The organism is Verrucomicrobiia bacterium (assembly GCA_036405135.1).
GTDB lineage: Bacteria > Verrucomicrobiota > Verrucomicrobiia > Limisphaerales > JAEYXS01 > JAEYXS01.
On sequence record DASWYF010000003.1, the window covers coordinates 20601 to 45378 of the forward strand.

The 24778-nt window shown below is 55.1% G+C and carries 18 protein-coding genes; 11 read left to right on the forward strand and 7 right to left on the reverse strand.

Going from position 1 to position 24778, the window contains the following annotated elements; genetic code table 11:
• Window positions 1–33: 33 nt before the first annotated feature.
• Entirely contained in the window at window positions 34–477 is a 444-nt protein-coding gene (locus tag VGH19_01865) for a hemerythrin domain-containing protein (protein HEY1170090.1), read from the forward strand.
• Window positions 478–487: 10 nt separating this feature from the next.
• Here VGH19_01865 and VGH19_01870 read toward each other — a convergent pair whose 3' ends face one another.
• The gene (locus VGH19_01870) at window positions 488–3595 is read right to left on the reverse strand and encodes a CHASE domain-containing protein (protein ID HEY1170091.1); all 3108 of its coding nucleotides are present in this window, start codon (window positions 3593–3595) and stop codon (window positions 488–490) included.
• A gap of 158 nt (window positions 3596–3753) precedes the next feature.
• Between VGH19_01870 and VGH19_01875 the strand changes: the two genes are divergently transcribed.
• Window positions 3754–4158 (forward strand): DUF1232 domain-containing protein, encoded by a 405-nt coding sequence (locus VGH19_01875; protein ID HEY1170092.1) that lies wholly within the window; start codon window positions 3754–3756, stop codon window positions 4156–4158.
• 78 nt (window positions 4159–4236) lie between these two features.
• On the opposite strand, the gene VGH19_01880 is transcribed toward VGH19_01875, so the two are convergent.
• Complete coding sequence (locus VGH19_01880; GenBank protein ID HEY1170093.1) at window positions 4237–4515, reverse strand: hypothetical protein; 279 nt, start codon at window positions 4513–4515, stop codon at window positions 4237–4239.
• A 340-nt stretch (window positions 4516–4855) separates the two neighbouring features.
• Here VGH19_01880 and VGH19_01885 point away from each other — a divergent pair, with 340 nt between their 5' ends.
• Both VGH19_01885 and VGH19_01890 read left to right on the forward strand, forming a co-directional pair.
• Window positions 4856–5662 carry a 1-acyl-sn-glycerol-3-phosphate acyltransferase gene (locus VGH19_01885; protein ID HEY1170094.1) on the forward strand — a complete coding sequence of 269 codons (807 nt, stop codon included), beginning with the start codon at window positions 4856–4858 and terminating at the stop codon, window positions 5660–5662.
• Window positions 5659–6390, forward strand: coding sequence for a GNAT family N-acetyltransferase (locus VGH19_01890; GenBank protein HEY1170095.1), 732 nt, complete (start codon window positions 5659–5661; stop codon window positions 6388–6390). Before VGH19_01885 ends, VGH19_01890 begins: the two co-directional genes overlap by 4 nt.
• An 84-nt stretch (window positions 6391–6474) precedes the next feature.
• Here VGH19_01890 and VGH19_01895 read toward each other — a convergent pair whose 3' ends face one another.
• A complete protein-coding gene (locus tag VGH19_01895; protein HEY1170096.1) occupies window positions 6475–6954 on the reverse strand; it encodes a redoxin domain-containing protein in 480 nt (159 codons plus the stop codon).
• Between the two features lie 188 nt (window positions 6955–7142).
• Window positions 7143–7622 (reverse strand): thioredoxin-dependent thiol peroxidase, encoded by a 480-nt coding sequence (bcp, locus tag VGH19_01900; GenBank protein ID HEY1170097.1) that lies wholly within the window; start codon window positions 7620–7622, stop codon window positions 7143–7145.
• Between the two features lie 303 nt (window positions 7623–7925).
• On the opposite strand from bcp, the gene VGH19_01905 reads away from it, so the two are divergent.
• From VGH19_01905 to VGH19_01930, 6 genes are all read left to right on the forward strand, one after another.
• Window positions 7926–9680 (forward strand): hypothetical protein, encoded by a 1755-nt coding sequence (locus VGH19_01905; protein ID HEY1170098.1) that lies wholly within the window; start codon window positions 7926–7928, stop codon window positions 9678–9680.
• Window positions 9681–9792: 112 nt separating this feature from the next.
• Window positions 9793–11010: a hypothetical protein gene (locus tag VGH19_01910; protein ID HEY1170099.1), complete on the forward strand. Its 1218-nt coding sequence runs from the start codon at window positions 9793–9795 to the stop codon at window positions 11008–11010.
• Between the two features lie 7 nt (window positions 11011–11017).
• Window positions 11018–11653, forward strand: a complete 636-nt coding sequence (locus VGH19_01915; GenBank protein HEY1170100.1) for a hypothetical protein — start codon at window positions 11018–11020, stop codon at window positions 11651–11653.
• Window positions 11653–14061 (forward strand): polysaccharide biosynthesis tyrosine autokinase, encoded by a 2409-nt coding sequence (locus VGH19_01920; GenBank protein ID HEY1170101.1) that lies wholly within the window; start codon window positions 11653–11655, stop codon window positions 14059–14061. Before VGH19_01915 ends, VGH19_01920 begins: the two co-directional genes overlap by 1 nt.
• A 61-nt stretch (window positions 14062–14122) precedes the next feature.
• Window positions 14123–16669: an O-antigen ligase family protein gene (locus VGH19_01925; GenBank protein ID HEY1170102.1), complete on the forward strand. Its 2547-nt coding sequence runs from the start codon at window positions 14123–14125 to the stop codon at window positions 16667–16669.
• Between the two features lie 89 nt (window positions 16670–16758).
• Window positions 16759–18186: a cation:proton antiporter gene (locus VGH19_01930; GenBank protein HEY1170103.1), complete on the forward strand. Its 1428-nt coding sequence runs from the start codon at window positions 16759–16761 to the stop codon at window positions 18184–18186.
• A gap of 98 nt (window positions 18187–18284) precedes the next feature.
• On the opposite strand, the gene VGH19_01935 is transcribed toward VGH19_01930, so the two are convergent.
• From VGH19_01935 to VGH19_01945, 3 genes are all read right to left on the reverse strand, one after another.
• Window positions 18285–19637 carry a glutamate--tRNA ligase family protein gene (locus tag VGH19_01935; GenBank protein HEY1170104.1) on the reverse strand — a complete coding sequence of 451 codons (1353 nt, stop codon included), beginning with the start codon at window positions 19635–19637 and terminating at the stop codon, window positions 18285–18287.
• 334 nt (window positions 19638–19971) lie between these two features.
• Window positions 19972–20331: an acyl-CoA thioesterase gene (locus VGH19_01940; protein HEY1170105.1), complete on the reverse strand. Its 360-nt coding sequence runs from the start codon at window positions 20329–20331 to the stop codon at window positions 19972–19974.
• Between the two features lie 22 nt (window positions 20332–20353).
• Window positions 20354–21133, reverse strand: coding sequence for an HNH endonuclease signature motif containing protein (locus VGH19_01945; protein ID HEY1170106.1), 780 nt, complete (start codon window positions 21131–21133; stop codon window positions 20354–20356).
• 182 nt (window positions 21134–21315) lie between these two features.
• Between VGH19_01945 and VGH19_01950 the strand changes: the two genes are divergently transcribed.
• Window positions 21316–24558, forward strand: a complete 3243-nt coding sequence (locus VGH19_01950; GenBank protein ID HEY1170107.1) for a sigma-70 family RNA polymerase sigma factor — start codon at window positions 21316–21318, stop codon at window positions 24556–24558.
• Window positions 24559–24778 lie beyond the last annotated feature (220 nt).

Here is a 24778-nt window from a genome sequence, read left to right on the forward strand (position 1 = left end):
CTCCAAGAATTAAGGCATTGAACATTACGGCCTATGAAAATCACTGAAGCACTCCTCGCCGAGCACGTGGTCTTCCACAGCGTATTTGATCACATCGAGCTGGTGGCACCATGTCTGGAGACACTGGCCGAAGTCAAAGTGCTCGGCGGCATGCTGGCCGCTTTGCTGGAGCATCATGGCGAGGCGGAGGATAAGTTGCTGATGGAGCCGCTTGAGCATCGCCTGGATCATCTGGGCCATCGAGACTCATTCCATCACGAGCATGAGCTGATCGATGGGTTTCTTATCCAATTGCAGAGCCAGACCGATGTGGTGGCTGCACGGACTATGCTGCTCAAGACAGTTCAGATTTCCCGGCATCATTTCGATAAGGAAGAACGCCTGGTCTTTCCGATGGCGGAGCAAAATCTCAGTGACAAAACGCTGAGAGAGCTGGGACAGCAGTGGGAGAGGCAACGGCAGGTGGCGACCGTCTAGGTCGTCACCATTATGCCTTGCCTTCAAGGATTCCCCGCAGCTTCGCCTGCAACTCCTCCCTTTTGAACGGCTTTTGGATGAAGCCCGCGAGGCCTTTTCCGGTGAAGCGGTTGATGGTGTCCTGCTCGTTGAAGCCGCTCATCATCAGCACTTTTACTTCAGGGTTCAATTTGCGCAACTCGCGGAAGGCCTGCTCCCCATCCATGTTGGGCATGGTGAGATCCATCAGTACCAGTGTGATGATGCGGCCTTGCTGAATATATTTCTGGACGGCATCACGTCCATCACTGGCGGTGATGACGGAGAAGCCGAATGATTCCAGCAGACGGGCACTCACCATGCGGACGCTCTGCTCATCATCCACCACCAGGGCCGTGCCGTTGCCTGACCATTCCTCTTTCTGCGGGGCGGGAAATTCCAGCGGAGCTGCCGGGCCGCTGGCACTTGGCAGCAAAAGCCTGAACGTCGTGCCTCGACCCTCCTCGCTGTAAACCTTGAGCGCCCCTTTGTGCGCACGGACGATACCTTGCACGGCGGCCAATCCCAATCCGCGTCCGGTGAATTTTGTCGTGAAGAACGGGTCGAATATCCGCGTGAGCGTTTCCTTGCTCATGCCGCAACCCGTATCGCTGATCTCGATGTAAATGTAATTGCCTTCGGGCAAGTCAGGGGCCAGATGTGTGCCGCCGAGGTAGGCGCGATCAGCGCGCATCACCCCGGTGGCCACCGTGATGCTTCCGCTGTGCTCGCCGATCGCGTCGGAGGCGTTGATGACGAGGTTCATCAAGATCTGGCGCAATTGGGTGGCATCACCTGAGATGGGTGGCAGGTTGCGCGCGAGACGGAAGTTCAGCGTGACTTTCTTGCTGATGGAGAGTTGCAGCAGGCTGGTGATCTCTTCCACCAGCGCGGTCACATCCATGTTTTGGACGATGAACCGGCCTTTGCCGGCATAGGCCAGCATCTGGCGGCACAGTTCGGCGGCGCGTTGGGAGGATTTTTCCACCTGATCGAGATGTTCGAACAGGATGGGATTTCCTGGAAACTCCAGTTTCGCCAGATTCGCATGCCCCAGGATGCCGGTGAGCAGATTGTTGAAATCGTGGGCGATGCCGCCTGCCAATACGCCCAGGCTTTCCAGCTTTTGAGTTTCCTGCAGCTTCTGTTCGAACTTGGCCTGCTCCGCTTCCGCCGCTTTCTCCTTGGTGATATCACGGCTGATGCCCACAAGGCCGATGATCGCTCCAGCGGAATTCCGCAACGCCACCTTTGAAGTAAGGAAATATCCCTGTGTTCCGTCCGGCAGCTTGCACGGTTCTTCACGGTTGATGATTGGGCTGCCGGAATTGATGACGGCCATGTCATCCTGAAAATATAGCTCGGCCACTTCCTGGGAGAAGTAATCAAAGACAGTTTTGCCAACGATGTCCCCGGTGGACTGCAGGCGGAGGATTTTCCGGTTGGCTTCATTCGTGGCGAGGAAGCGCCCCGCCTTGTCCTTGACGAAGATCGGGTCGGGCAAGGTGTCGATCAGCGTGTGCAGCAACTGGCGTTCCTCGATAAAAGCCTGTTCAGCTTGACGCCGTTCGGTGATGTCTATACTCAGGCCGATGACGCCTGCAAGCTGCCCGGATTCTCCTTTCAGAGGAGCGCCAAAGACTTGCACGGGCAAGCGCGAGCCATCACGGCGCAAGTACTCGATCTCATAGGCTGAAGAGATGCCTTGCATCCGTTCCTCCAGATGCGCGGGCAGGTTCAGCTTGAATTCTGGAGCGATGAAATCGCGGATGTTCTTGCCTTCCACCGGTTCGTTGAGCGGAAGACCGAGCATCTGACGCAGCACGGGATTCAGGTAACGGATCTGCTGACCGTCCGGTTCAAGCTGCCAGACACCCACCGGGGCGTGTTCGACCAGGGAGCGGAATCGGGATTCGCTTTCGCGTAGCGCCATCTCGGCGAGCTTGCGCTCACGGTTTTCATGAGAGAGCTGCTCATTGGTCGTCTTCAGCTCGGCTGTCCGTTCGGACACCTGCTCCTCCACCACTGCGGCGCGACGACTGATGGTCAGGACGAGAAAGGCGACCAGTGCGGTGATGATGGTTCCTCCCATGGTGACGGCCGGTACGCGTGAGGGGTCCATGGAAGCGAGCCATTCGGGTGCCGGGCGGAAATAATAGACCAGATCCCTTTCTCCCATCCGGATGGTCTGCATGCTGCTTAATCCCGCCCGCATCTCCTCTCCATTAACTGGAGGCGCAGGTGTGCCGCGAAGGCGGGAAGAGTGAAAGTAAAGCTGTCGTTGTTCCGGCGGTGCATCCATGTCTTCGATGAGGATGTCTACTCCGCCTGGCGAAACTTGCCCCAGGATGCCTTCCACCAGATCGCCCAGCCGGAAGACGATTTGCACGTAACCCGCCAAAAGCCGACGCCGTTCTTCCACGGTTTTCGGGATGATTTGTCCTTGATAAACTGGCGAGATGGAGATGAGGCCCTCCTGGTTGCCCATCTCCTGCACCAGCCGGAATTTGCCGGTCAAAACGGTGTCTGCTTCATCCCGTCCTTTTGCCAATGTCGCACGCGAGGGGCCGAAGGCGAGATCGAAACCCAAGGCCGGTTCATTCCCTTTATACGGAGCAACGTATAGGATGGGGAAGTGGTCATTGGTGGCTGGTGCGGGGATTAGACGCCCTTGATCATCGCGAACCGAGAACATGAAATTGGTATGGCCGGCTTCCCGCATCTTCTGCTCGACTGTGGCCCGGTCGTGCTCGGAAACGCGGGGCACCCATTCCAATGCCTGGATGGGGGGATGACGTTTGATGGCGTTTAGCGCGATCTCGGTGAACTCCGTCTCCTTGAGGTCAGGCTTGAAGACCATAAGGTTACGAAGCGAAAACAGCAGTTCTTCGTAATTCTGCCCGGCGGACTCGAACAGGCGGATGCGGCTCTCGACCAGCCTTTGAAAACGCACTTTCCGCTGCTCCTTCTCCGAGCGTTCGATAAAGAAACAGATGGTATAAGTGACGAAAGCACCCAGCAGCAAAATGAAGAGCGTGAGGAAAATCTCCCTTTTGGACAGCGTTGGCCTGAGGGCCGGTTTGGCGTTCAGGTGTCTCACGCAATGGATAGGGTAGGATAAAAAGACAAGCCGGTAAACCCCGCATTAGCACCATTTTTTGTCATAGCAAGGAATCTATTCCGCTTCATCGGCATAGTCAGTAAAATGGGGTTTTTCCCGGCTTGTTACCGGGCCGGGCGTTTTGTAGTCTACTGCTCATGCCAGATGTTTTGAAATTTGTCCATAACGGGGCCGCCAAGATCACACCTCAGATATTGGCGGGTGTACATCACAAGTTGCCATTGTTGAAAGTGGAGTTTGCCCAGATCAATGCACCCAAGTTCCCGCATCTGGTGGATCAGCTTGAGTTTCTGGCGGATGTGGTGGAAGATTATGCCGAGAATGCGGATAAGGAACTGCCCTACTTTGCCATCGCCAGCGCGGTTTTCGCCCTCGTATATGCCCACCGCCAGTTTGATCTGATCCCGGATGATGTGCCGGAGTTTGGTCATGCGGATGATTCCAGCGTGGTTCGGGCCGTGTTGATGGAGTACGAACGCCCGTTTGCCGCCTATGCCGCACGGCACGGGATGAAATGGTCCAAAATCACGGTGAATCCCTGAGGTGAACATTCTTCCAAGCAAAACCCGCAAGGCGCGGAACGCCTTGCGGGTTTTACATTTTTATTTGCGTGGGACGGTTCAGTTGCCGGTGTATTCGAAGACGTGCAGGACAAGTTCGCCACCGCCGAATTGCACGCTGTTGATGTAGAGGAGTGCATCACTGTTCAAGGTGATCTCCTGGCCGGTCTTGAGCACGGCGATGCGGCGCATCTCCTTTTCCTGCACTTCGGTGTCCACGATGGCCCAGATCCACACATTCACATCGATGGGCTGGGCCGTCAGTATCTGCGCGCCCACAGGCATTTCGACTTCCTGCGTTTCCTGGCGTTTCACCTTGTACTTGTAGATCGTTTTCATGCTTCAAAAAAGCTCCGGGAAATCCTGATGATACAGGATGATCAACGGGTATTCACCGCAAAACGACCGGGGAAAACTCTTTGACTGTCAGTATACTTACCAGTCTTCTGCGCCATGTAAAGCCGCCAACCGGACCTGACCCGCCATGGACATTTGGTCTGGTCCGCCGCGTTGAGCGGGGAAGGGGGAGCGGAAGCGAGGCAAAATTGAGCGGGAAAAATACTTGTTCGTATCGGCGGTGCTACCTAGGCTTCGCGCAGATGGCCCGAGCGACCGGTTCGCCCAGAAGTGTCAACCACCGGTGGGCGGGCTGTGCCTTGCCAGGCCCAAGACATAAAGAATGCAGGAACAGGCGGTCAATGTAGGTGCAAGTGAAACGGCACCCATATCCCCGCTGGTGCGTCCTTATCTGGCGCCCGGCGAGATGTGGCGGCGTCCGCTACCTTATTTGGCCAAGGACCACCTCACCCGTTTCCTGACCCGGCTGGCCTTGCAGCTTTATCGCAGGCATTTTCTGGAGGTGCGTGGTGCGGAGCGTCTTAAAGCGGGCAACGATCCTTACATCGTGGTGCTGAATCACAGCCAGCGTTCTGAGGCCATCCTGATACCGGGTCTTCTGTTCTTTTTGCGCGACGGCAAGCGCGTCCATTTCATGGCTGATTGGAATTTTTGCCTTTTTCCGCCAGTGGCCATATTATATCGCTGTGCACAGGTGATCACGCTGGTGCGGAAACCGGCCAAGCCCAAGTTCCTGAATATTTTCAAGCCGCTGTTCGTAGATAAATTGCCCGCCTTCGAGCGGGCCAGGCAACGGCTTGCTGAAGGTGCCCCGGTAGGCATTTTCCCTGAGGGCACGGTGAACCGGAATCCCAAGGAACTGTTGAAGGGATTTTACGGGGCGGCGCAACTCTCCTTGGAGACGGGTGTGCCGTTGCTGCCGGTGGGTGTGCGGTTTCCAACGAATCCGGAAGGGCAGCCCATCCAGGAATCGTCACCGCAAGTGATTGAGATCGGGGAACCGCTGGTGCCGGAAAAGAAGATCGCCGAGCCGACCCCGGAAGAGGTCAGGGCATGGCACGCGCGCATGATGGAAGAAATCTCCCGGCTGTCCGGGAAAACATGGAAGTCGAATAGCAAACGCAAATGACACTCTCTCTGAAAAAACGCACACGGGTGACGCGGGTGAATACAGAAGCAGACCGTCTGCACGCCATCACGGTGTTAAAAGCCACCTACCATGAAGAAAAGAACTGGGTGGCCAATGAACAGAAGATGTTCATCAGCGAAGATCTCACCGACCCGAAAGTTTCCTGGTTCGTCGTCTTCGTGGAAGAGAAACCCGTGGGTGTCTTGCGTGTCTTGTATGAGCTGCCCTTGGATGTTTACAAGGAATACGGTTTCAAACAGCTCGGTAACGGTGTGGATATCGAGGGCTTCGTGAAGGCAAACAAGATCGCCGAGATCGGCCGCTTCGCCGTGCTGCCAGATTACCGCAAATATATCGTGGTGGTGGGAGCGCTCATGCGTGAAGCCAGCAAAGAAACCGTGCAACGCGGATTCACGCATTACATCACGGATATCTTCGAAGGTGAGAAGCACAGCCCGTATCTCTTCCACACGCGCGTGATGGGATTCATCCCGGTTGCCACACATGATGTGGGTGAGTTGAATTGTCCGCTCCGCCGCATCACCATGGTCTTGGACATCAAGGCGGCCTACAACCGCCTGCGAGATTCCAATGGTTTCGTGTTCCGTTTCCTCACGGAAGATTGGGATGCATCACTCCATGAGAAACTGCGGGAAAGCGACCCGAAGAAAAATACGGAAGGGATGCTGATGGCGATGGCGAGGGCTTATGGGCTGGTGGGGAATTGAGCGCCAATCCTTGAATGCCTGTTTTGCAGAAAAAATGCGGGCCGGTCTTGAGGACCGGCCCGCCTGCGTTTTTTAAATGATCGTTCAGGCCAGCTTGGCGAGGACGTCCTTCACTGCGGCGAAGTTCGGCAATTCCTTCGGGGTCGGAGTCTGTTCGCTGTATTGGATGACGCCGTTCTTGTCCACCACGAACGCGGCACGGGCGCTGACGGAGCCGAGACCGATCAGATCACCAAGCAGCACGCCGTAATCTGCAGCCGTCTTCTTGTTCAGATCGCTGGCGATGGTGATGCCGATCTTGTTCTGGTTCGCCCAAGCTTCCTGGGCAAACGGGCTGTCCACGCTGATGGCGATGACTTCCGCGTTCAGGCCCTTGTAGGCGCTGAGCCCGGCGGTGATATCGCACATCTCCTGTGTGCAGACGCCCGTGAAAGCGAGCGGGAAGAAGAGGATGACGGTGTTCGTCTTGCCGAAGTTTTCGCTGAGTTTCACATCCTTCAAGCCTTCAGCGGTCTTGGATTTCAAAGAAAAGTCAGGAGCCTTGGAGCCGACAGAGATAGCCATAGTTTGAGCAATTGATGGTTAGCTGTTAATTCGCCCGGTATTTATAAGTGACTGAGCCAGCGGGTGTCAAAGGGCAATCGATTAGTTTTTGGGCGCCCCTTCCATTTGTTTGAAGAGTATCACCATGGTATTCCTTGATCTTTGAAAGCCCTTCAGGATGTTGAGGGTTGTGAAGAGTGCTTCATGGCTCATTCATCCAAAGCTGCGAGCACTTCGGCTGCGTGTGTTCCGGTTTTGACCTTGGTCCACGTCTTTTTGATGATTCCGTCCGGGCCGATCAGGAAGGTCATCCGGTGGATGCCGTCGAAGGTCATGCCCATAAACTTCTTCTCGCCCCAGACGCCAAAAGCCTTGGCGATGGCCAGGTCGGTATCTGCGAGCAACGGGAAGGGCAGGGAGTATTTGGTGGCAAACTTGAGGTGGGATTTGACCGAATCACCGCTGACCCCAAAAAGAATGGCCCCCTTCGCTTTGATCTGGTTGTAACTGTCCCGGAAGCCGCAGGACTCCGTAGTGCATCCCGGTGTGTTGTCTTTGGGGTAAAAATAGAGAATCACCATTTTGCCCCGATAGTCTTTAAGGGAAATGACTTGTCCGTCTTGAGTCGGGGCCGAGACGTCAGGCGCGGGATTTCCCGGTAAAAGGGGGCTGGGTTCCGGAGTTTGCATAAGTAGTAGTTTGAAAAAGGCTTACGGCGGTTGTGGATATTAGGCGGTGTTTAAGAAAAAGCAAATTAGGGTTGCCGATATTGATGGTAAGGGAAAACCCTAGGGAAAACGAGCGGGCCTACGGATGGTCAAAATTGACCTTCAATGCTTCAATTTGAGCAAGATAGAGCCATATGCTTGCTTGGACTTAGCAATGAGAAACTGAGCAAGGAAAGTGGAGCAGTGGGTAGAGACATTTGGCTATGCTTGATTAAATTGCCTACTCAAGATTAATTTGAGTTTTGGAATGGGCAGTGTGACCACATGAAGACGATACTGACAATCCTGTTGGCCCTAGCCGGTCTAAGTGCCTTGGCGCAAACGGCTCCGGCACGTGTGGCTGCGCCGCGTACGCAAATTTCACTGGCCCCGGCACCTGACAGGGGCATGACTGTCTCAGTGGCGGGCACCAAGTATGTTTTGCCGCAGGAAATGTCGTCGTTGGATAAGGCAGCAAAAGCCGCTGGATTTACCGTGAGTATAGTTACGGCAAAACCTCCTTATGAATTGCGTATCAACAGCCTCACTCACGAAGTGGTGATTGATGCGGCGGGTTTTGAGGGGTGGGGCAGCAAGGTGGATTTGGGTGCTGCCTGCCAGATCATTCCTGATTTCTCCCGCCAGATCATTGACCTTGCCACGCCTGCTGCGAATACCAATGCGGTTGTCCTGCGTTTTCATGATGGCGGCAAAGCCAGCATGAGCGGCGGCTCCACCCTGCGTTATGATGAGTTTAAAGACCGTTCCTACTACGTCTCTGGTAACGGCAAAGTGGATGCCGAGAATGCGGATGGCCAGACGATGCAGCTTTTCTCTTTCGTTCCCCCCATGACTGGAGGACCCCTGGTGGAGGAAACAGGTGCTGATGGGGGCAAACGCACAAAACGGCTCAGCCCGCTCATCATGGCCCGTGGTGCGGGTGAATTGCTGGAGAAGGTGCAGATCGGCATGGCGCAATTCCAATGGGAGTTCGAAAAGGAAGGACAGAAAACTGTGTCCCTGACGAACGGCACCACCGCCGTCATCTACATGAGTCCGGACCGGACCGCTCTCCGCTGGCGCGTGACGAAAGGTTACATCCGCTTCGGCATGGAGCAGATCCGCTGCTGGCAGGCCCAAATCCTGACGGACCAAAAAGCTGACTTTCAGTGGGACTCTACCAACCTCATGGTGGATACCCATAACAACTCGGACTCTGACATCTTCCCGGCCAACCGAGATATTCTCTGCACGCTCTCCCGTTCCATCACCTCCAGCACCGGTCCTGGTGGCACCTTCCAGTATGCTTTGCTTGATGATTGCGACAAGTTTGTAGGCAGCGGCTATGGCAACGACGTGCACATTTACAACATGCGCACGGGCAAAGGCTTTGAATTGGCCAATGGGAACGTGCAGTTTCGCAACGGTTCGCCGGTGACCAGCTCTTCCGGCGGTCAAAAACCCGAGGTCAAGCTCGCCTGGAATGATGGTTCGGCGCTGCAAGTGGGCAGCGCAGCCGGTTCCGTCGCCGTGGAGCCGGGTGGCAAGCAGACACTTACCTTGGACGGCCATGGTGAACTGAACATCAACTACAGCGGATCAGGAGTCGTCGGGGTCGATTCTGTATCCGGCGAGTATACGTTGCTCCCCAAAATTTTACAGGACTGGAAATTTGAGATCGGGGCAGATGATTCAGTGGTATTCACCTTAGATACCCAGAAGGGGGTTTTCACGGTTCACTCCAAGATCGGCAACAATAATCCGGTCAATGTGGGCTCGCCGGATGGGTTCAATCCTGTGTTGTATCCAGATTCCACGTTGACTTTCGTGCTGGCTCCTACCGGCCTGACTTTGGGCCGCACCGATGGAACGATCATCTTTTATGAGGCAGCCGGTACTGGAACCATCAGCGGACAGGGTCCCACACCGCCGACTGCATCCCCAGGCGGCACATTGCCACCATCGTTCGGTTCAACGATCGGCGGCATTGATCCTACCTTGTTAAGGGTGGAGCAGGCTCCGGTCAGCAATTTTAATTGAGGCGCACAAAAAGGGACTGATGAATCTAACAAGCGCCTGGGAAAAGCGGCTGGAAAACAGTTGTGGGAAACTAGACAGAGCCATCCGGCTTTGGGTCCTTGGCATTGGCATCATGATGACGATGGCGACAACGGCAGACGCGCAAGTGGGTGAGGATTTCCTCAGCCGCACCGGTCCGACGCCGCCATACCGTTCGCCCCAGCCGAACCGCTATAATCTGAAATGGGGTGAACTGACTGGCCGGTTGACGGGCACTGTTGTCGCCGAGTTCAACGATAACATCAACCTGTCGGAGAACAACAAGGTGGCGGATATCTCCATCGGACCTGAGATCGGTTTTGGTTTCCTGTATCCGATCTCTGACCGGAATGTGCTTCAACTGGATATCGGAGTGGGTTACCGGTGGTACCTGAACAGCCCCGATGTCAGCACCATCACGGTATCGCCGCGGTCCAGTTCACGGCTAGATTACTACCTCTATTTCGAAGAGGGCAGGGTAAACCTGCATGACATCTTTTATGTGCAGATCAGCCCGGTGGATATTGCGGCGGCGAACAACGCTGCCGGGGGCGGGGTCAACCTGTCCCGCTTCCAGCGCTTTGTGAACACGGTGGGCATTTCCTCCGACTGGCGTCCCGCCAAGCAATGGGTGTTCTACGCCGGTTACGACTACACGATCGACCGTTCGTTGAATTCCGATTTCACCAGTCTGGACCGGGATGATCACACCTTCACCTCGGGGGTGAATTATGTGGCCAATTCACGCCTCACGGTGGGAGCCTACAGTGCCTTTACTTTCTCCATGTATCGTCAGGCAGTGCAGAATGACGGCTGGAATTTCAGCATCGGCCCGCGTTTATCCTATCAATTGACCAAGTTCATTTCGCTGGAGGCTTCTGCCGGCTGGACCACGTCGGATTACTTCGATACTGGCTCCATCGCCGACCAGTCGAACTTCAGCAGTTTCACCTATCAGGCAGGTGTGCGGCACACGATAAACAAGCGGACCAATCATGGCTTGCGCGGTGGTCGCAGCCTAGGTTTGGGTTACGGCAGCAATTTCACGGACACCTACAACGTCCAATACAGCATCAACTGGCTTGCCTCCCAAGGGGTCTCGATTTACAGCACCCTTGCTTACGAGCATATCGGGGTTTCCAATTTCGGCGAGTCGGCCAACCGTTACCTTTTCAACATCGGCAGCGGCTTCAAGTTAAGCCGCCAGTGGACTATGGGTGTGAGTTATACACTGGGACTGAAAGAATCCGATACGGCTGGCAACGATTACATCCAGAACCGCATCACGATCGACCTGACACGCCAGTTTTAATTTGATTATGAAAATGCGTCTTTTTCTTTTCGCGTTGCTGATGTTTGCCGTTACCGGCATGCAAGCACAGGAACAGCCGCAGTCCGTTACCAATGCACCCGCAAAGCTGGATGTGATGGACAAGGTGCGCTTCCGCGTGGAAGAGGACCCCTCTACCGGCAGCAAAGTGGAAGCGGTCGGGCCGCTGGGCCGGCTGACGGTCCCTGTCAGCATCGGGTTTGATGACCCCGTGGTCTCGGTGGATGCCAAAGGTTTGACGATCGATGAGGTGAGTGAGGCTTTGCGCAAACAGTTGGAAGGCAAATATTACAAGAAGGCCACCATCAAACTTTCCATCGTGGATAAAAGCCAGAAGGTCGGACAGGCATTGTTCATCGGCGAATGCCGGGGGGTGATGCCGCTGCCTCCAGGAGAAGAAGTGCTGCTTTCCACCGCATTGATCAAACTGGGCTACAGCGAGTTTGCCAATCTGCGGAAGGTTGAGGTGTTTCGGGAGGACAAGATCTCCGGAAACAAACAGGACGCCCTGGTCTTTGATATGGAATCGGTGATCAAAAAAGGCGATCGCAGCAAGAGCAAAGACCTTGTGCTGCAGGATGGAGACCGCATCAATGTCCGCGAGAAAACTTTCCTTTTCAAATAATGAGCAAAGGCGCCCCCAATCCTTTATACGGCCCGGCGGCTGGCGGTACGTCGCTGGTGGATCGCATGAACCTGTCGATCCATCTGCGGAAGTACCTCAAACTTTTTGGACGCCGCCTGTGGATCATTCTGGTGTGTGTTCTGGCCGGTGGTGGAATCGCGTTCTACCAGGCCAAAAATTCGCCGAATATCTACCAGGCCACTTCCACCTTGGGCATCAAGCCACGTCTGCGGACCGGCGTTGAAGACAGCAAGGTCGTCGTGCAAGAGGTGGCTTTTCAAGAATCGCAATTGCAATATCTCAGCAGCATCAAGAGCCGTGTGGCGGAGAAGTTTACCGATTATAAATCACCTTCCGGACTGGCCAATCCCGCCGTCACTTCCATGAGTACCTCGGTAGGTGCGGGTTCCACGTTCATTCTGACGGTGCAGGGCAATGAGTTCGACATCGTCCAGCAGCATGCCCGCACTTGGGCCCGTGAGTTCGTGAAATTCAAGATCGAGCAGAGGGAAGACCTGCTCGGCATCAGCGGTATCGAGACACGCAATGACATCCAGCGGAACGAAAAACAACTGGAACAGATCCGTCGCGATATGGACGCCTTCCGCAAGAAATACAACATCGGCAGTGTCATCGAGACGGGGAAGGCCGCCCAGCAGCGTCTGGACAGCCGTTTGGAGGAATTGAACAACTTGGTTTTCCAGCGTCAGGTGCTGGAAAGCACGACGGCCGAGGAGCTCGCTGAAGGATTGTACAAGCAACGTGAAAGTGGCGCTGAGGACGGCAAGAGATTGCCTTTGGACAAGGCAGATCTGATAAATGTCGACACCTCGATGGAAGAGGGGCAGATCGCGCAGACCAAGTTCGCCCTTCTGAAACGTCAGGCGGAAAAAACGGAAAATGTCAACTTGCTCCCTGAGCATCCTTATCTGCAAAAAATCCAGCGCGACATCGACTCCTTGGAGCGTGATCTGAAACTGCAGGAGAAAGTGCTGGCTGAGAAACGGGCCGAACTTGTCAAGACCGCGCGGCAGATGCAAGAGGCCAAGATCGCCTCCCTCAAACGGACCGAGGCGGCAGTGAACGATTTCATCGCCAACCTCAGGACCGAGGTGCAGAAATCCTACAGCCTGCAGAACGAGTATATGAAACTCGAAGAGGATGAGGCGCGAGCCAAGGCAAATCTGCTGACTCTGCGCGAACGCGAGATGAGGATCGACCAGAGCAATGCTGCCGATGAGATCATCTCTGTGATGGAGGAAGGCGCTGGCTCGCCCGAACCTATCGGCCCAAACCGCCCCAAGATGATCACCAACGGTGTGTTGGCAGGCTTTGGCCTGGGGCTGGTGTTTGTGTTCCTCTTGCATCGTCTGGACGACCGTCTGGAGCTGGCTGAAGACATCGAGGAGGAATTGGAAGAACCTGTGCTGGGGCAGGTCCCGCAAGAGGATAACAAGTCCCTCCGCGACGGGCGTCTGCTGGTCACAAACCTGGATGAGCACAGCATGTTCGCGGAATCCATCCGTGGCGTCCGTTCAGCCATCATCTTCGGCAATCCTGACCAGCCGAAGAAGACGATCATCACCACGAGCGCCGTGCCCGGTGACGGCAAGACGACCTTTACCGTAAACTTCGCCGCCACCTTGGCTGCTGCAGGCAACCGCGTGCTGCTGGTGGATTGCGACCTGCGGCGTGGCAATATCCATGGTTATTTCCAGACATCTCGAGAACCCGGCCTCACAGAAGTTCTCGCCGGTCAGATCCATTGGGCGGATGTGGTCCATGACACCCCGGTTCCCAATCTGAAAATCATCTCCACGGGCAAGTTGCCCGGCAATCCGGGCGAACTGCTCATCAGCCCCGCCATGGAAGAGTTCGTGAAGGAAGCACGTGAAGAGTATGACCATATCCTCTTCGATTGCCCGCCATTGACGGCCATCGACGACACCTTCTGTCTGCTCAACTTGGCGGATGGCATGCTCTTCGTCGTGAAGGCAGGCCAGACTTCGATGCGCTTCGCCAAGAACGCCCTCTCCCTCGTGCGTCAACGTGGCGCGCACATCTTCGGCATAGTTCTGAACGGCATCACCACGGATCACCCGAGTTATTATTACAATTATTACTACCATGCCTACTACCGTACGGCGAAGGATGCGCCGTTGACAGAGGGCAATGTCTCACCTGCCAAGAAGATGGCTTCCCGCAGTGGTGGGCGCCGCCGTATCCATTCCATGGAGGTGGAAGCGCATGCCCGTTCTGGCAATCCGGTTTCACCTGAGGAGATCGCCACGCAGGAGCAGAAAAAAGCAGAAGATTTCAAGGCGCGTCGTGCCCAGAAGCTGTCACAACAGCAACCCTCTTCTCCCTCTGAGAACCCGGCTCAGTCAAGCACTGACAACAAGGCCTGAACAGATGATGGCGCAAGGCGAATTGGGTTGAGGAACCTCAAAAACCCGACAACCTAAGACCGTGCGCTCCCATCAGGCAAAAGCGGCAAATGCGAGCAGCTCGTTCAGTTCACTGGCGGGCATGCTTTTCCTGCTGCTGACCGTGGCGCTCGCGCCATTGCTGTTCGGCAGTGTCACCACCGAGGCCCAAGGTGTCTTGGGCATTTTGCTCGGCGTTTCCCTTTGGTTTGCCACTCGTGAGTGGCGCGAATCCGTGCCCCTGCTGCCGCGATGGCTCCTCGCCGTATTCGTTGCAGGCTTGGTCATCAGTCTTCTGCCGCTGCCTCTGGCGTTGGTGAAAGTCCTTTCTCCGGCTCGCGCCGATCTGGCTGCGCGTTTTCCTCTCCAGCCGGAAGCGGCAGGCTGGACCACGTTGACACTCTCCCCGGCACTGACGCTGCGATGGCTGTGGCAGTTCTTCCTGTTGGCCATCCTGTTTTCTCTTGTACGGCAACTCGTGCGCCTTCCCGGAGCCGTGCTCTGGCTGGCAGCTGCATTGGGAGCTGGCATTGTCGGGCAGATCGCTGCCGAAACTTATTACGCCGGAGCCTCTGAACGCATGGTGCTTGGACTCTGGCCGGTACGTTGGGGAAACAGCGGAGGAACTTTCGCCAACCGCAATCATTTCGCCGGCTGGCTCATGGTGGCGGCTTTGATGCTATGTGCCGTTTCAATCCGTTTTTTTAATCCTCTGCGCTCCAGACGTGCTGAAGAATCCGCAGCACCGGCACGTCAACCTTGGATTGCCTGGCTGCTACTGGGGTTGGCTGGCGGCGCCATGACTTTCGCCTTGATGAGCGGTTCCCGTAGCGGGCTGTTGGCCCTCCTCACGGGCGGTTTGATGCTTGTGCTGGGCCTGAAAAAGCATTCTTCCAGCCGCAGGCGCGGATTTGCTTTGTTGGCACTGGCATTGGTACTGATGCTCGCGGCTTTGCCTTTTGCCGGGCTGACGCTGGACCGACTCACCAAAACTCAGGATGAGACTTCTGCCAGTTACACTAAATGGCGGTTATGGAGTGACGCCGTCACGGTGTTCGACAAATTCCCGCTCATGGGCTCGGGCTTGGGAACGTACGTTCGCAGCAATATTCTTTTCAAATCCGCCGGTGGCGACAGCACGGCCTGGCACGCGGAGAACGATCTGTTGCAATGGATTTCGGAGGCGGGCTTGTGGGGCGTGCTGGTGTTGGGCGGTTTTGCGATCTGTTTTTGGCGTAAAGTAGTGCGCTGGTTCTGGTCCTCGCGTTGGAAGACCCAAGAGCCGGAGCTGGCCTTGGGCGCATTTGCCGGGCTGGTAGCCATCATGACTCACTCGATCTTCGACTTCCCCTGGCAGGTGGTGGCGAACGCCTCTTTGGGCGCGGTGATGCTAGGCATCGTCGTCGGACTGCGAGACGCGAGCGAGCCGGAGGCCGCGTTCAAGCTCGCCTCACGGCAACGTGGGATAGCTCTCGCCTTGAGCGGTTTGTTGCTCGTGGTCTTGAGTGTATTACCCATGCTAAGTTTCCGGGAGTATCGTCTGGCGCAACAAAAAGCTGTGGCAACGGACAAGGCGTTAAAACATTCGTTCGCCGCTGTGTTGCTGTGGCCGTTGAATACTGAGCGTGCCAATCTTTGGCTGCGGCTGCAGGTCGCGAGCTGGCGGGACGATGTAAACGCCTTACCCAATGCGGAAGATACGCGCGTTTTGTTCACGAAGTACCTGCGGCTTGATCCGCTCAACTGGGAGTTGCGATTGGAGCGTGCCTGGTTGGACATCGCCTTCATCAAGGACCGGCAAGCTGCTGTAAAGGAAGCGACCTTGGCCACGGGACTTAATCCCAAACAGGCTTTGATACCGCTTAAGTTCGCCGCCGCGCTGGCTGATCGCGATCCGGAAAAAGCGTGGGAATTTCTCCTGCTGGCGGATGTGACACAGCCGCGTTTGTTCAAGGAGCGTCTGGAGATCGCCTGGCAGATCCGGCAGAACGCCACGGAGCTGTGGTCTTTGATCCCGGCAACAGATGATGGCTACAAGGCCTTGGCCGAATTTGCCTTGAGCAAGAAACTTCCCACGCTGGCGGTGAAGGCATACGACAAGATGCTCCTGCCGCCTGCCGGTGCCCAACGGGCGGAGAAATTTATGAACGCCGGGCGCCTGGATCTCGCCTTGCAAGCTCTGCCGGAAAAGCCCGCGACTCCACAGGAACGCCTGGCACTGGCCAAGATCTATCATCAGGCTGGCGATGCGCCACGCAGCTTGAGTTTGTTGGAGCCCTTGCTGCAAGGCACAGGGGCAAACGGCTTATGGTTGGATAGAGTCCCGCTCACTGCTGCGCCTGATGTGGTGCTGCGGCTCTGGAAAAGCGGCGATCGCAATGTGTCGCTGGCTTTGCAGGTCGGTGAAGTGGTGATGTCGGAGACGCCGGACAGGCGTGATGTGGGACTGTTGCTGCAAGCTTCCGCTACCTATCCCGAGGAGAAGAGGCTGCTCTGGCTGCACTACCGCACCCGTCTGGAGCGCCACGAATTTCGCGCGGCTGCTGAAGTCGGCATTGCGCTGGCGGAAAAGATCGTGAGCCGAAAATAGTTGGCTTCCGTTCCTGATAACAGATCGGCATAACGGAGATAGAATAGAATTATTTCAGTTAGCACGATTTCAGCTCTAGCTTCAAGAGGATGAAGCGCACTGCATTGCTTTACCTGTTGATGTTCGTGGTGGCGATACCCGCCATCATGTGGGTATTGCATCAGGGGGCTTCTTTGCCAGCTCCTTCAGGCACTTCTGCTGTTGTTGTGCAAACGGCTTCCGAGGGTGGCTCTGCTGTTCAGGCGATGTTTTCCGAGATGGCTGCGCATTCGGCTGCCCCTTTGGGACGTCTCTTCATGCAGTTGCTGGTCATCATCGCGGCTTCACGGGTGGCAGGCATGATCGCTACACGACTGGGACAGCCGGCGGTTATCGGGGAGATGACGGCGGGCATATTGTTGGGTCCATCTCTCTTTGGTGCGATCGCGCCGGAGACTTTCGCCTATGTCTTTAAGACTGATTCGCTGGGCGTGCTCAAGCTTTTCAGCCAGATCGGCGTATGCCTGTTCATGTTCGTGGTGGGCATGGAACTGAATGTGCAGCATGTGAAGCAGAAAGCTCATGCAGCGGTTTTGGTGAGTCATACCAGCATCGTGTTCCCGTTCTTCCTCGGTGTCGTGCTGGCGTGGTTTCTCTATACCAACCTCGCAGCGGCAAACGCATCCTTTCTCGCATTCGCTTTGTTCATGGGCATCTCGATGAGCATCACGGCCTTTCCCGTGCTCGCCCGCATTTTGCAAGAGCGTGGACTAACACAGACAAGCTTGGGCAGCACCGCCATTACGTGTGCCGCCGTGGATGATGTGACGGCTTGGAGCATTTTGGCATTCGTAGTGGCTATTGCCCGGGCCACGAGCTTGAACGGTGTGGCGCTGAACCTCGTGGCTGTGCTTGCTTTTATCGCTGTGATGATCTGGGTGGTGAGGCCGTTGTTGAACCGTTCTTTGAAGGCGGATGCGGAAGTGCCTTCGAAGAATACTTTGGCCGGGGTCATCATGGTGGTGATGGCTTCCTCCTTCTGCACGGAGGTCATCGGTATTCACGCGCTGTTCGGCGCGTTTTTGGCAGGTGCAATCATGCCGAATACCGAAGGATTCCGTGAGAAACTGGCAGTGCGTGTGGAGAATTTCAGTTCCGTCCTGCTCCTGCCGCTGTTCTTCGCTTACACGGGCTTGCGCACGCAAGTCGGGTTGTTGAATGACATTTCAGGCTGGATGATGTGTTTGGTAATCATCGCGGTGGCGACGTTGGGCAAGCTGGGAGGGAGTGCCATATCCGCACGGTTCACCGGCATGAGCTGGAGTGAATCCCTACAGTTGGGCGCATTGATGAATACGCGCGGTCTGATGGAATTGATCGCGCTGAACATCGGTTACGACATGGGCATCCTCTCACCACGCATTTTCGCGATGCTGGTGATCATGGCGCTTGTGACCACGATGATGACCGGGCCGTTGCTCACACTGTTCAGCCGCAAGCAAGTGACTGAAACAGCGACGGTGCCTCTAAGGACGTGAAGGCGGCGAATCGTTAAAAAGTTAAATCGTGAACCGGAGAAGTCCGATTCACGATTTTACAAGCTAGTCAGTTCCGCCTCCTGACCTCGGCGGCTACGCTATGCAGCAAATCGCGGCAACGCCTTCTCGATCCGTGCCAGCACACGATCTTTGCCGAGAACTTCCATCAAGTGATAGAGGCTCGGGCCGACCCCACTGCCGGTGACGGCGACGCGAACGGGGCCGACAAGTGCGCCAACTTTCACGCCTGTTTCTGTGGCGGTCGCTTTGAAGACGGTCTGAATGCCGTCTGAATTGAAAGCAGGCAGGGCATTCAACGCATCTCGCAGTTTTTCTACACGCGGTTTGTTCTCGGGCACGAGCTGTTTCTTGGCGGCTTCTTCGTCCGTGACGTAGTCGTCACTGAAATAGAACTTCGCGGTGAGCGGTGTATCAATGAGCTGCTGTTGCTTCTCGCGATAGGTGGCGAGTGCTCCGGTGATGTATTGCTCGGAAAACGCGCTGGTATCGATGCCCGCCTTGTGCAGTTCACGCAGGCAGAGGGCGTTCCATTGCGGGATGGGCGCGGTCTTCAGATACTCGGCGTTCATCCACTGCATCTTCACCATGTCGAAGCGGGCATTGCTACGCAGGATGCCGGGCAGATCGAAACGTTCGATGATCTGCTGGATGGGCATGACCTGACTGCCGTCCTTAGGCGACCAACCGAGGAGGCAAAGATAATTCACCACGGCTTCCGGCAGGAAGAAGCCATCCATGTAAGTCTGCATGGAAGCGCCCGTGTCGCGTTTGCTCATCTTGGAGCCATCGTTGTTCAGGATGAGCGGGATGTGCGCGTATTTCGGGGCTTCAGCACCGAAGGCGCGGAAGAGGGCGATGTGTTTGGCGGTGTTGCTCAAGTGATCTTCACCACGGATGACGTGCGTGATGTTCATCAGCAAGTCATCGATGACATTCACGAGATGGAACACAGGTTGGCCATCGGAACGGACAAGGACGAAATCGGGTTCCACTTCTTCACGATCCGTCAAAGCGCGGGAGACATCGCCGACGACGAGGTCGGGAATAAGGATGGGATCGCGCGTCATGCGGAAACGGATGGCGCCATCCTTCTCATACGCCATGTCCTTCTTCAGCAGGATCTCGACGTGTTGACGATAGATATCCGAGCGCTGGGACTGGAAGTAAGGGCCTTTATCACCCTTGGACGCTTTGAAATCCGTGCTGGAGACCGGACCTTCATCCCAATCGAGCCCGAGCCATTTCAGACCATTGAAGATGACTTCGATGGCGGCCTGACTGTTGCGCGCCGTGTCCGTGTCCTCAATGCGCAGCACGAAGGTGCCGCCCGTGTGACGGGCATAGAGCCAGTTAAATAAAGCAGTGCGGGCTCCACCGATGTGGAGATAACCCGTGGGACTCGGCGCAAAGCGGACGCGGACGTTGCTCATGATCTTCTTCTTAAAATTGATCCGCCTCCAACCCGTTGCCGGGCCAAAAGCAGGTCACACAGCAAACCGGATGGGGGCCAGAGCGTCAAGCCAAGGGGAAGGATGGAAAGGGGGTGATTTCAAACGGGTGATGTTCGGGACGGTTCGCCGTAGCATTAACCACCGTGCTGCCGGATTCCAGCCGGCCGTATGTGCGCTTACGTCGGATCAAATCACCATATGGGTGCCTGGCGGATTTCGCTGCACTCGCTTCTTCTTGAGCCTCTTTTGATCTATCGCTAGTTCCCCGACTGCCGGCTGGAATCCGGCAGCACATTGCGTTGCGTTTCTTCAATCACAGTTTCGGCAGAGGCTGCTTTTGCCCTGCGCTGTCTATATGCACAAAGGTCGCGGTAGTGGAGAAGATGATGGCGTCAGACGCATTCGGCCCGCCGGACTTCTTCACATTCACCGAATAATCCACAGACGTCGTTCCTACGCGTGTGCGGAGGACTTCAAAGAGCAGGATGCTGCCAAGTTCCACACGCTGCTTGAACTGCACCTGATTCATGGCCACGGTAACGAACTCGCACGGCGGATAGTCCAATCGCGCCGCCATGTAAGCAGCCTCATCCACCCACTTCAGCAAATTGCCGCCGAAGAGAAAGCCCGCGTGGTTCAGGTGTTCAGGGAGGACGAGTTTGAAGGTTTGCATGGGTTTTGCTGAAAAATCAGGATTATGGAGACTTTGCTTGAAGGTAATGCTTCTGGAGTAAGTCGGGAGACGGGTGGTCGTCTTTTTTCTTGGGTAGAATCATTTTCTTACCATGAAGGGATTGATAGTCTTTGGATTTCAACAGCTCTTTACTGCAGAAAACGGTATGATTCTCGGGGTTGATTGAAATCAATTTTAAATCGAAAAGAGTGTGGATATCAGCGCGAAGTAGTAGGCCGTTTTGAGTTACAGTTTTACCGCCGATAGCATATGGTTCAATGTGCGCAGCTTCTAAGATATCCGTAACGGAAGTGGAGGTTATACAGCATGATGAACCGTAAGCTAACATTAACCTGCGTCTGAATTCCCGTTGTCCTCTGCGTAGAGCAATTGCGCGCAATACTTTCTGTGAGCCATTGAAATCACCATTTTGTTCGAGTTGAAGTGAGATATCTGAGAAGGTCTTTTCACGAAGCTCCTTTGGTTTAAAAAGCTCAGGGTGCGTGTATTTTAGGTAATACCGAATAATGCAGCGTAAATCTTTTCTATACTCCTTCGGGAATTCATTTCCAATGAGACTTTCGGCAATACGTTTGACATCGTCTTCGGAGCTGACTGCCTCCGATGATATAGGGGTGCGCAATTCTCGATCGATGCGGAAAACTAAATTTGAATAAGTATTTAATGTGGAATCCTGAATGCTCAATCCTTCCAGATAATGGCGGAATCCTTTTATTTCTTGAATCATGTTCATTGGTTCGATTTGGAAGGAGTTTTTTTTGAGGCGGTTGGATAAGCTCATCTAGTTGAGAGATAAATTGACCGACACGCGGTGCATATAAAAGAGGAAATGAAGCCATTTGGTGGTTTGCTGCGCTATTGGCAAGGCAACTTTTTCATGATCTAGACTTCAATTCAGATGATATTTTGATCATTTTTGTCGGATTCGGAGACGGGCGGCTTCCTAGGGATAAGAAGACGACCATGAATGACGCCAATCAATTGCTGCGGGAGTATGCTGCGAACGGCTCGGAAGTTGCGTTCCGGGAACTCGTCACGCGCTATGTGGACCTCGTGTATTCGGCGGCGCTCCGCCGGATGCGTGGGGATGCGCATCGCGCGGAAGAGGTGACGCAGACGGTGTTCACCGATCTGGCGCGCAAGGCGGAATCGCTATCGGAGCGCGTGATGCTCGGCGGCTGGTTGCACCGGCACACGGGGTTTGTGGCCAGCAATCTCATTCGCGGAGAGATACGTCGTCAGGCGCGGGAAAAGGAGGCGGCGACCATGATGCTCCATGAATCTGATGAATCCACCTGGCAGGAGATTGCTCCGTATCTGGATGAAGCCATTGATCAACTCGAGGCTGCTGATCGCGAGGCGATCTTGCTGCGCTATTTTGAGAAGCGCGATTTGCGCAGCTTGGGGGCGATGTTTGGTGTGAGTGAAGATGCAGCGCAAAAGCGCGTGAGCCGGGCGGTGGATAAGTTGCGGGAGATGCTTTTGGCGCGAGGAGTGGCACTGACGACGGCATTACTGGGGACGTTGTTGACGGAGCGGGCGGTAATGGCGGGGCCGGTGGGCTTGGCGGCGGGGGTGGGCAGCAAGGCGTTGCAAAGTTTGGCTCCAGCGGGAGCGATGAGTGGAGGTCTAACTTTGCTCTCATGGGGATTGTTCAAAGGGGCATTCGCGGTGTTGGCGATCATCGCTGCAGTCGCAGTGGTGGGCTGGCCGGAAAGACTGCATATGCCTTTTACTGCTTCTGAGGGAGATCACCCGGTGGCTGAGGTGAAGCGAGCGCCTCGGTCAGTTCCATCGACATCACCATCAAAGGCCCCGGTGACGGTTGCAGCAGTGGAACCTGTGGCGATTGACGCAACGCGAACGAATCTCATACGGCTCAAGTTGGTAGCAGATGTCGGTGGTCAGCCGGTGACGGCAGCAATTGTGAAGGTGCGGCAGTGGGAGGATAAGAAAGTGACGGAAGCGGATTTCAAGGTCAATGAGGTGGGCGAGGCGGAGGTGCTGGTGGCGCGGGGAACCGTCACCAAGCTGGAGCTGAGGACACAAGGCGACGGCTATGCGGACAAGCGTCTGCTCTGGTCGCCGGCAGATGGGAAAACCCTGCCGGAATCCTATGTCGTGCGACTGGAGCAGGCGGTGACGATCAGCGGGAGGGTGCTGGATGCGGATGGTCTCCCAGCGGCGGGAGCGACTGTGGCATTATACCACGATATTAATCCCCAATGGGACGAGGTGTTCGAATCGCATGAATTTGGGTCCATTGAAACATTGACGGATGGGAAAGGCCATTGGCGTCTCAGTCGCATTGCGAATGGGATGATTTCGAGAGTTGTGGGCAAGGCAAAGCATGACCTGTGGATCGAATCTCCGGTGCAATTTGTGACCCAAACACCTGAGATGGAAGGACAATTACGGCAGGGGACACATGTGTTAAGATTGGCTCGACCAGTGACGGTGCGAGGTGTGGTGGTTGATCCTGAAGGAATGCCCGTGCAGACGGATATGATCTCCATTCGGAGTTTGAATGCACGTTCGGGAAAAACCAATGACAAGGGTGAGTTTGAGATCACTCATTGTAAACCCGGCACTAACTCGCTGAACGTCTATGTGAAAGGCTTTGTGCCTTTTACCCAAGAGGTGGTGCTGGTGGAAGGGATGGAGCCTTTTCGGATAATGCTCCAGCGGGGAAATACTTTGCGGTTACGGGTGGTCAACACTGTGGGAGAGCCGATACCAGGTGCCCTCATCTTTATGTCCAGTTATGATAATGGGGCAACTAAGGATAAAAAATCACCTGTGCCTGACTTGAACATGGAGTGTGGTCCAGATGGCCGGACCTTTTTACCAAACGCGCCAGACCGGGAACTTATTTTGCGTGTTCGTGCTCCCGGTTACATGTCATCCAGTCATGTCAAGGTGCCTGCAGCAAATGATATGGAGCAGCAGATCGTTCTGCAACCGGCCTTGGTGATCGAGGGAACGGTAAAAGATGCGGAAACCGGACAGCCATTGCCGAAGTTCCGCATCCTTACCGGTTATCCAAGGAAGGAATTGGGTGAGGAAGGGTATCGTCCGGAATGGAGCACGATAGAGCGCTTTCGGCTAAGATTCACGGGAGGTACGTTTCGCCATTCTTTGGAAACACCCGTGTTGGAGGCCAAAACAAATCCGGGATATATCTTCAAATTTGAAGCAGAAGGATACTCTTCCTACATAACCGAGCTTGTGCCCGCTAATGCAGGGACGGTTCGGTTTGATTTGTCGCTGCGGCCCCGGCGTAACCATGGCGTGATGGTTAAACTCCCTGATGGACGTCCGGCATCTGATGTTCTAGTAGGAATAGTTTTTCCGGAAACTAGGTTCAGATTGAGTCATAGAGGTTTCGGTGACGATCCCGACTATTCAGTGCTGAGGAGAACTGATCGATCTGGGATATTGAACCTCATAGAAGATGGCACGGTGCAACGCGTAGTTATCCCGCACGCTAGCGGTTATGGAGAGGAGACGATGGCGGCACTGTTGGATAATCCAACCTTGCAAATCAAACCATGGGGCAGGGTGGAGGGAGTGTATATTACGGACGGTAAATCGATGGCAGGGATCGATGTCATTCTAAATTTTAAAGAGGGAAATAAAAAGGGTGTGAACTTGGATCGGGAAGCATTCAAGGCGACGACCGACAAACAGGGGAAATTCTATTTTAAGCAGGTGCCGTTCGGCCAATTGACGGCGCAGGTGTCGCTACCCAGTGTCACTCAATATGGTATGCAGGTAAGGCCATTTGGTCAGATGTGTGAACTGGAGGTGCGTCCTGGTGAGACGACGCATCTGAAACTGGGTGGTGAAACGTATTCTTTCCGGGGCAATATCGAGTGGCCGCGGGAGGTGGTGGGAAGCAAGGCCAGTGGGGTGCAACTGTTTCTGCTGGCTCAAGGGGTGTCTTGGGAGGCGGCCTTTAAACCCGTGTCGACGCCGGGGATGACCTTGCTTGCCAAAGGCCAGAATGAAGAATGGTCAGCGAAGGATCTGACGCCCGGGAATTATACTGTGTTAGCGAAGTCGTTCGCCACGGTGGGAACCCGCGAGCAACCGCGGGTTACCTATTATCGCGGCACGGTTGAGGTTGTCTTGAAAGAACAAGAGAGTGATACGGTGGTAGATTTTGGCCGTATTGAACTGCAGAAGATAGATCTTAAAAAGTGAGTGCTTGGATAGGGGCGGTGAATGATCTGATCCAGCATCGGAAAGATTTTTCAAAATATTTCACCCCTGTGTCTATGGATGTCACACCCCTCCCATTATGGTAAGGGCATGATTTATGCGACATGGGCGGGTGAGAAAATGAAAACATCACCCAGAACAGAGGGCAGAGGCAGCAAGGCAGGACTTGAGAGTTTGCTTTGTGAAGTGGTCGTGGCAGAGT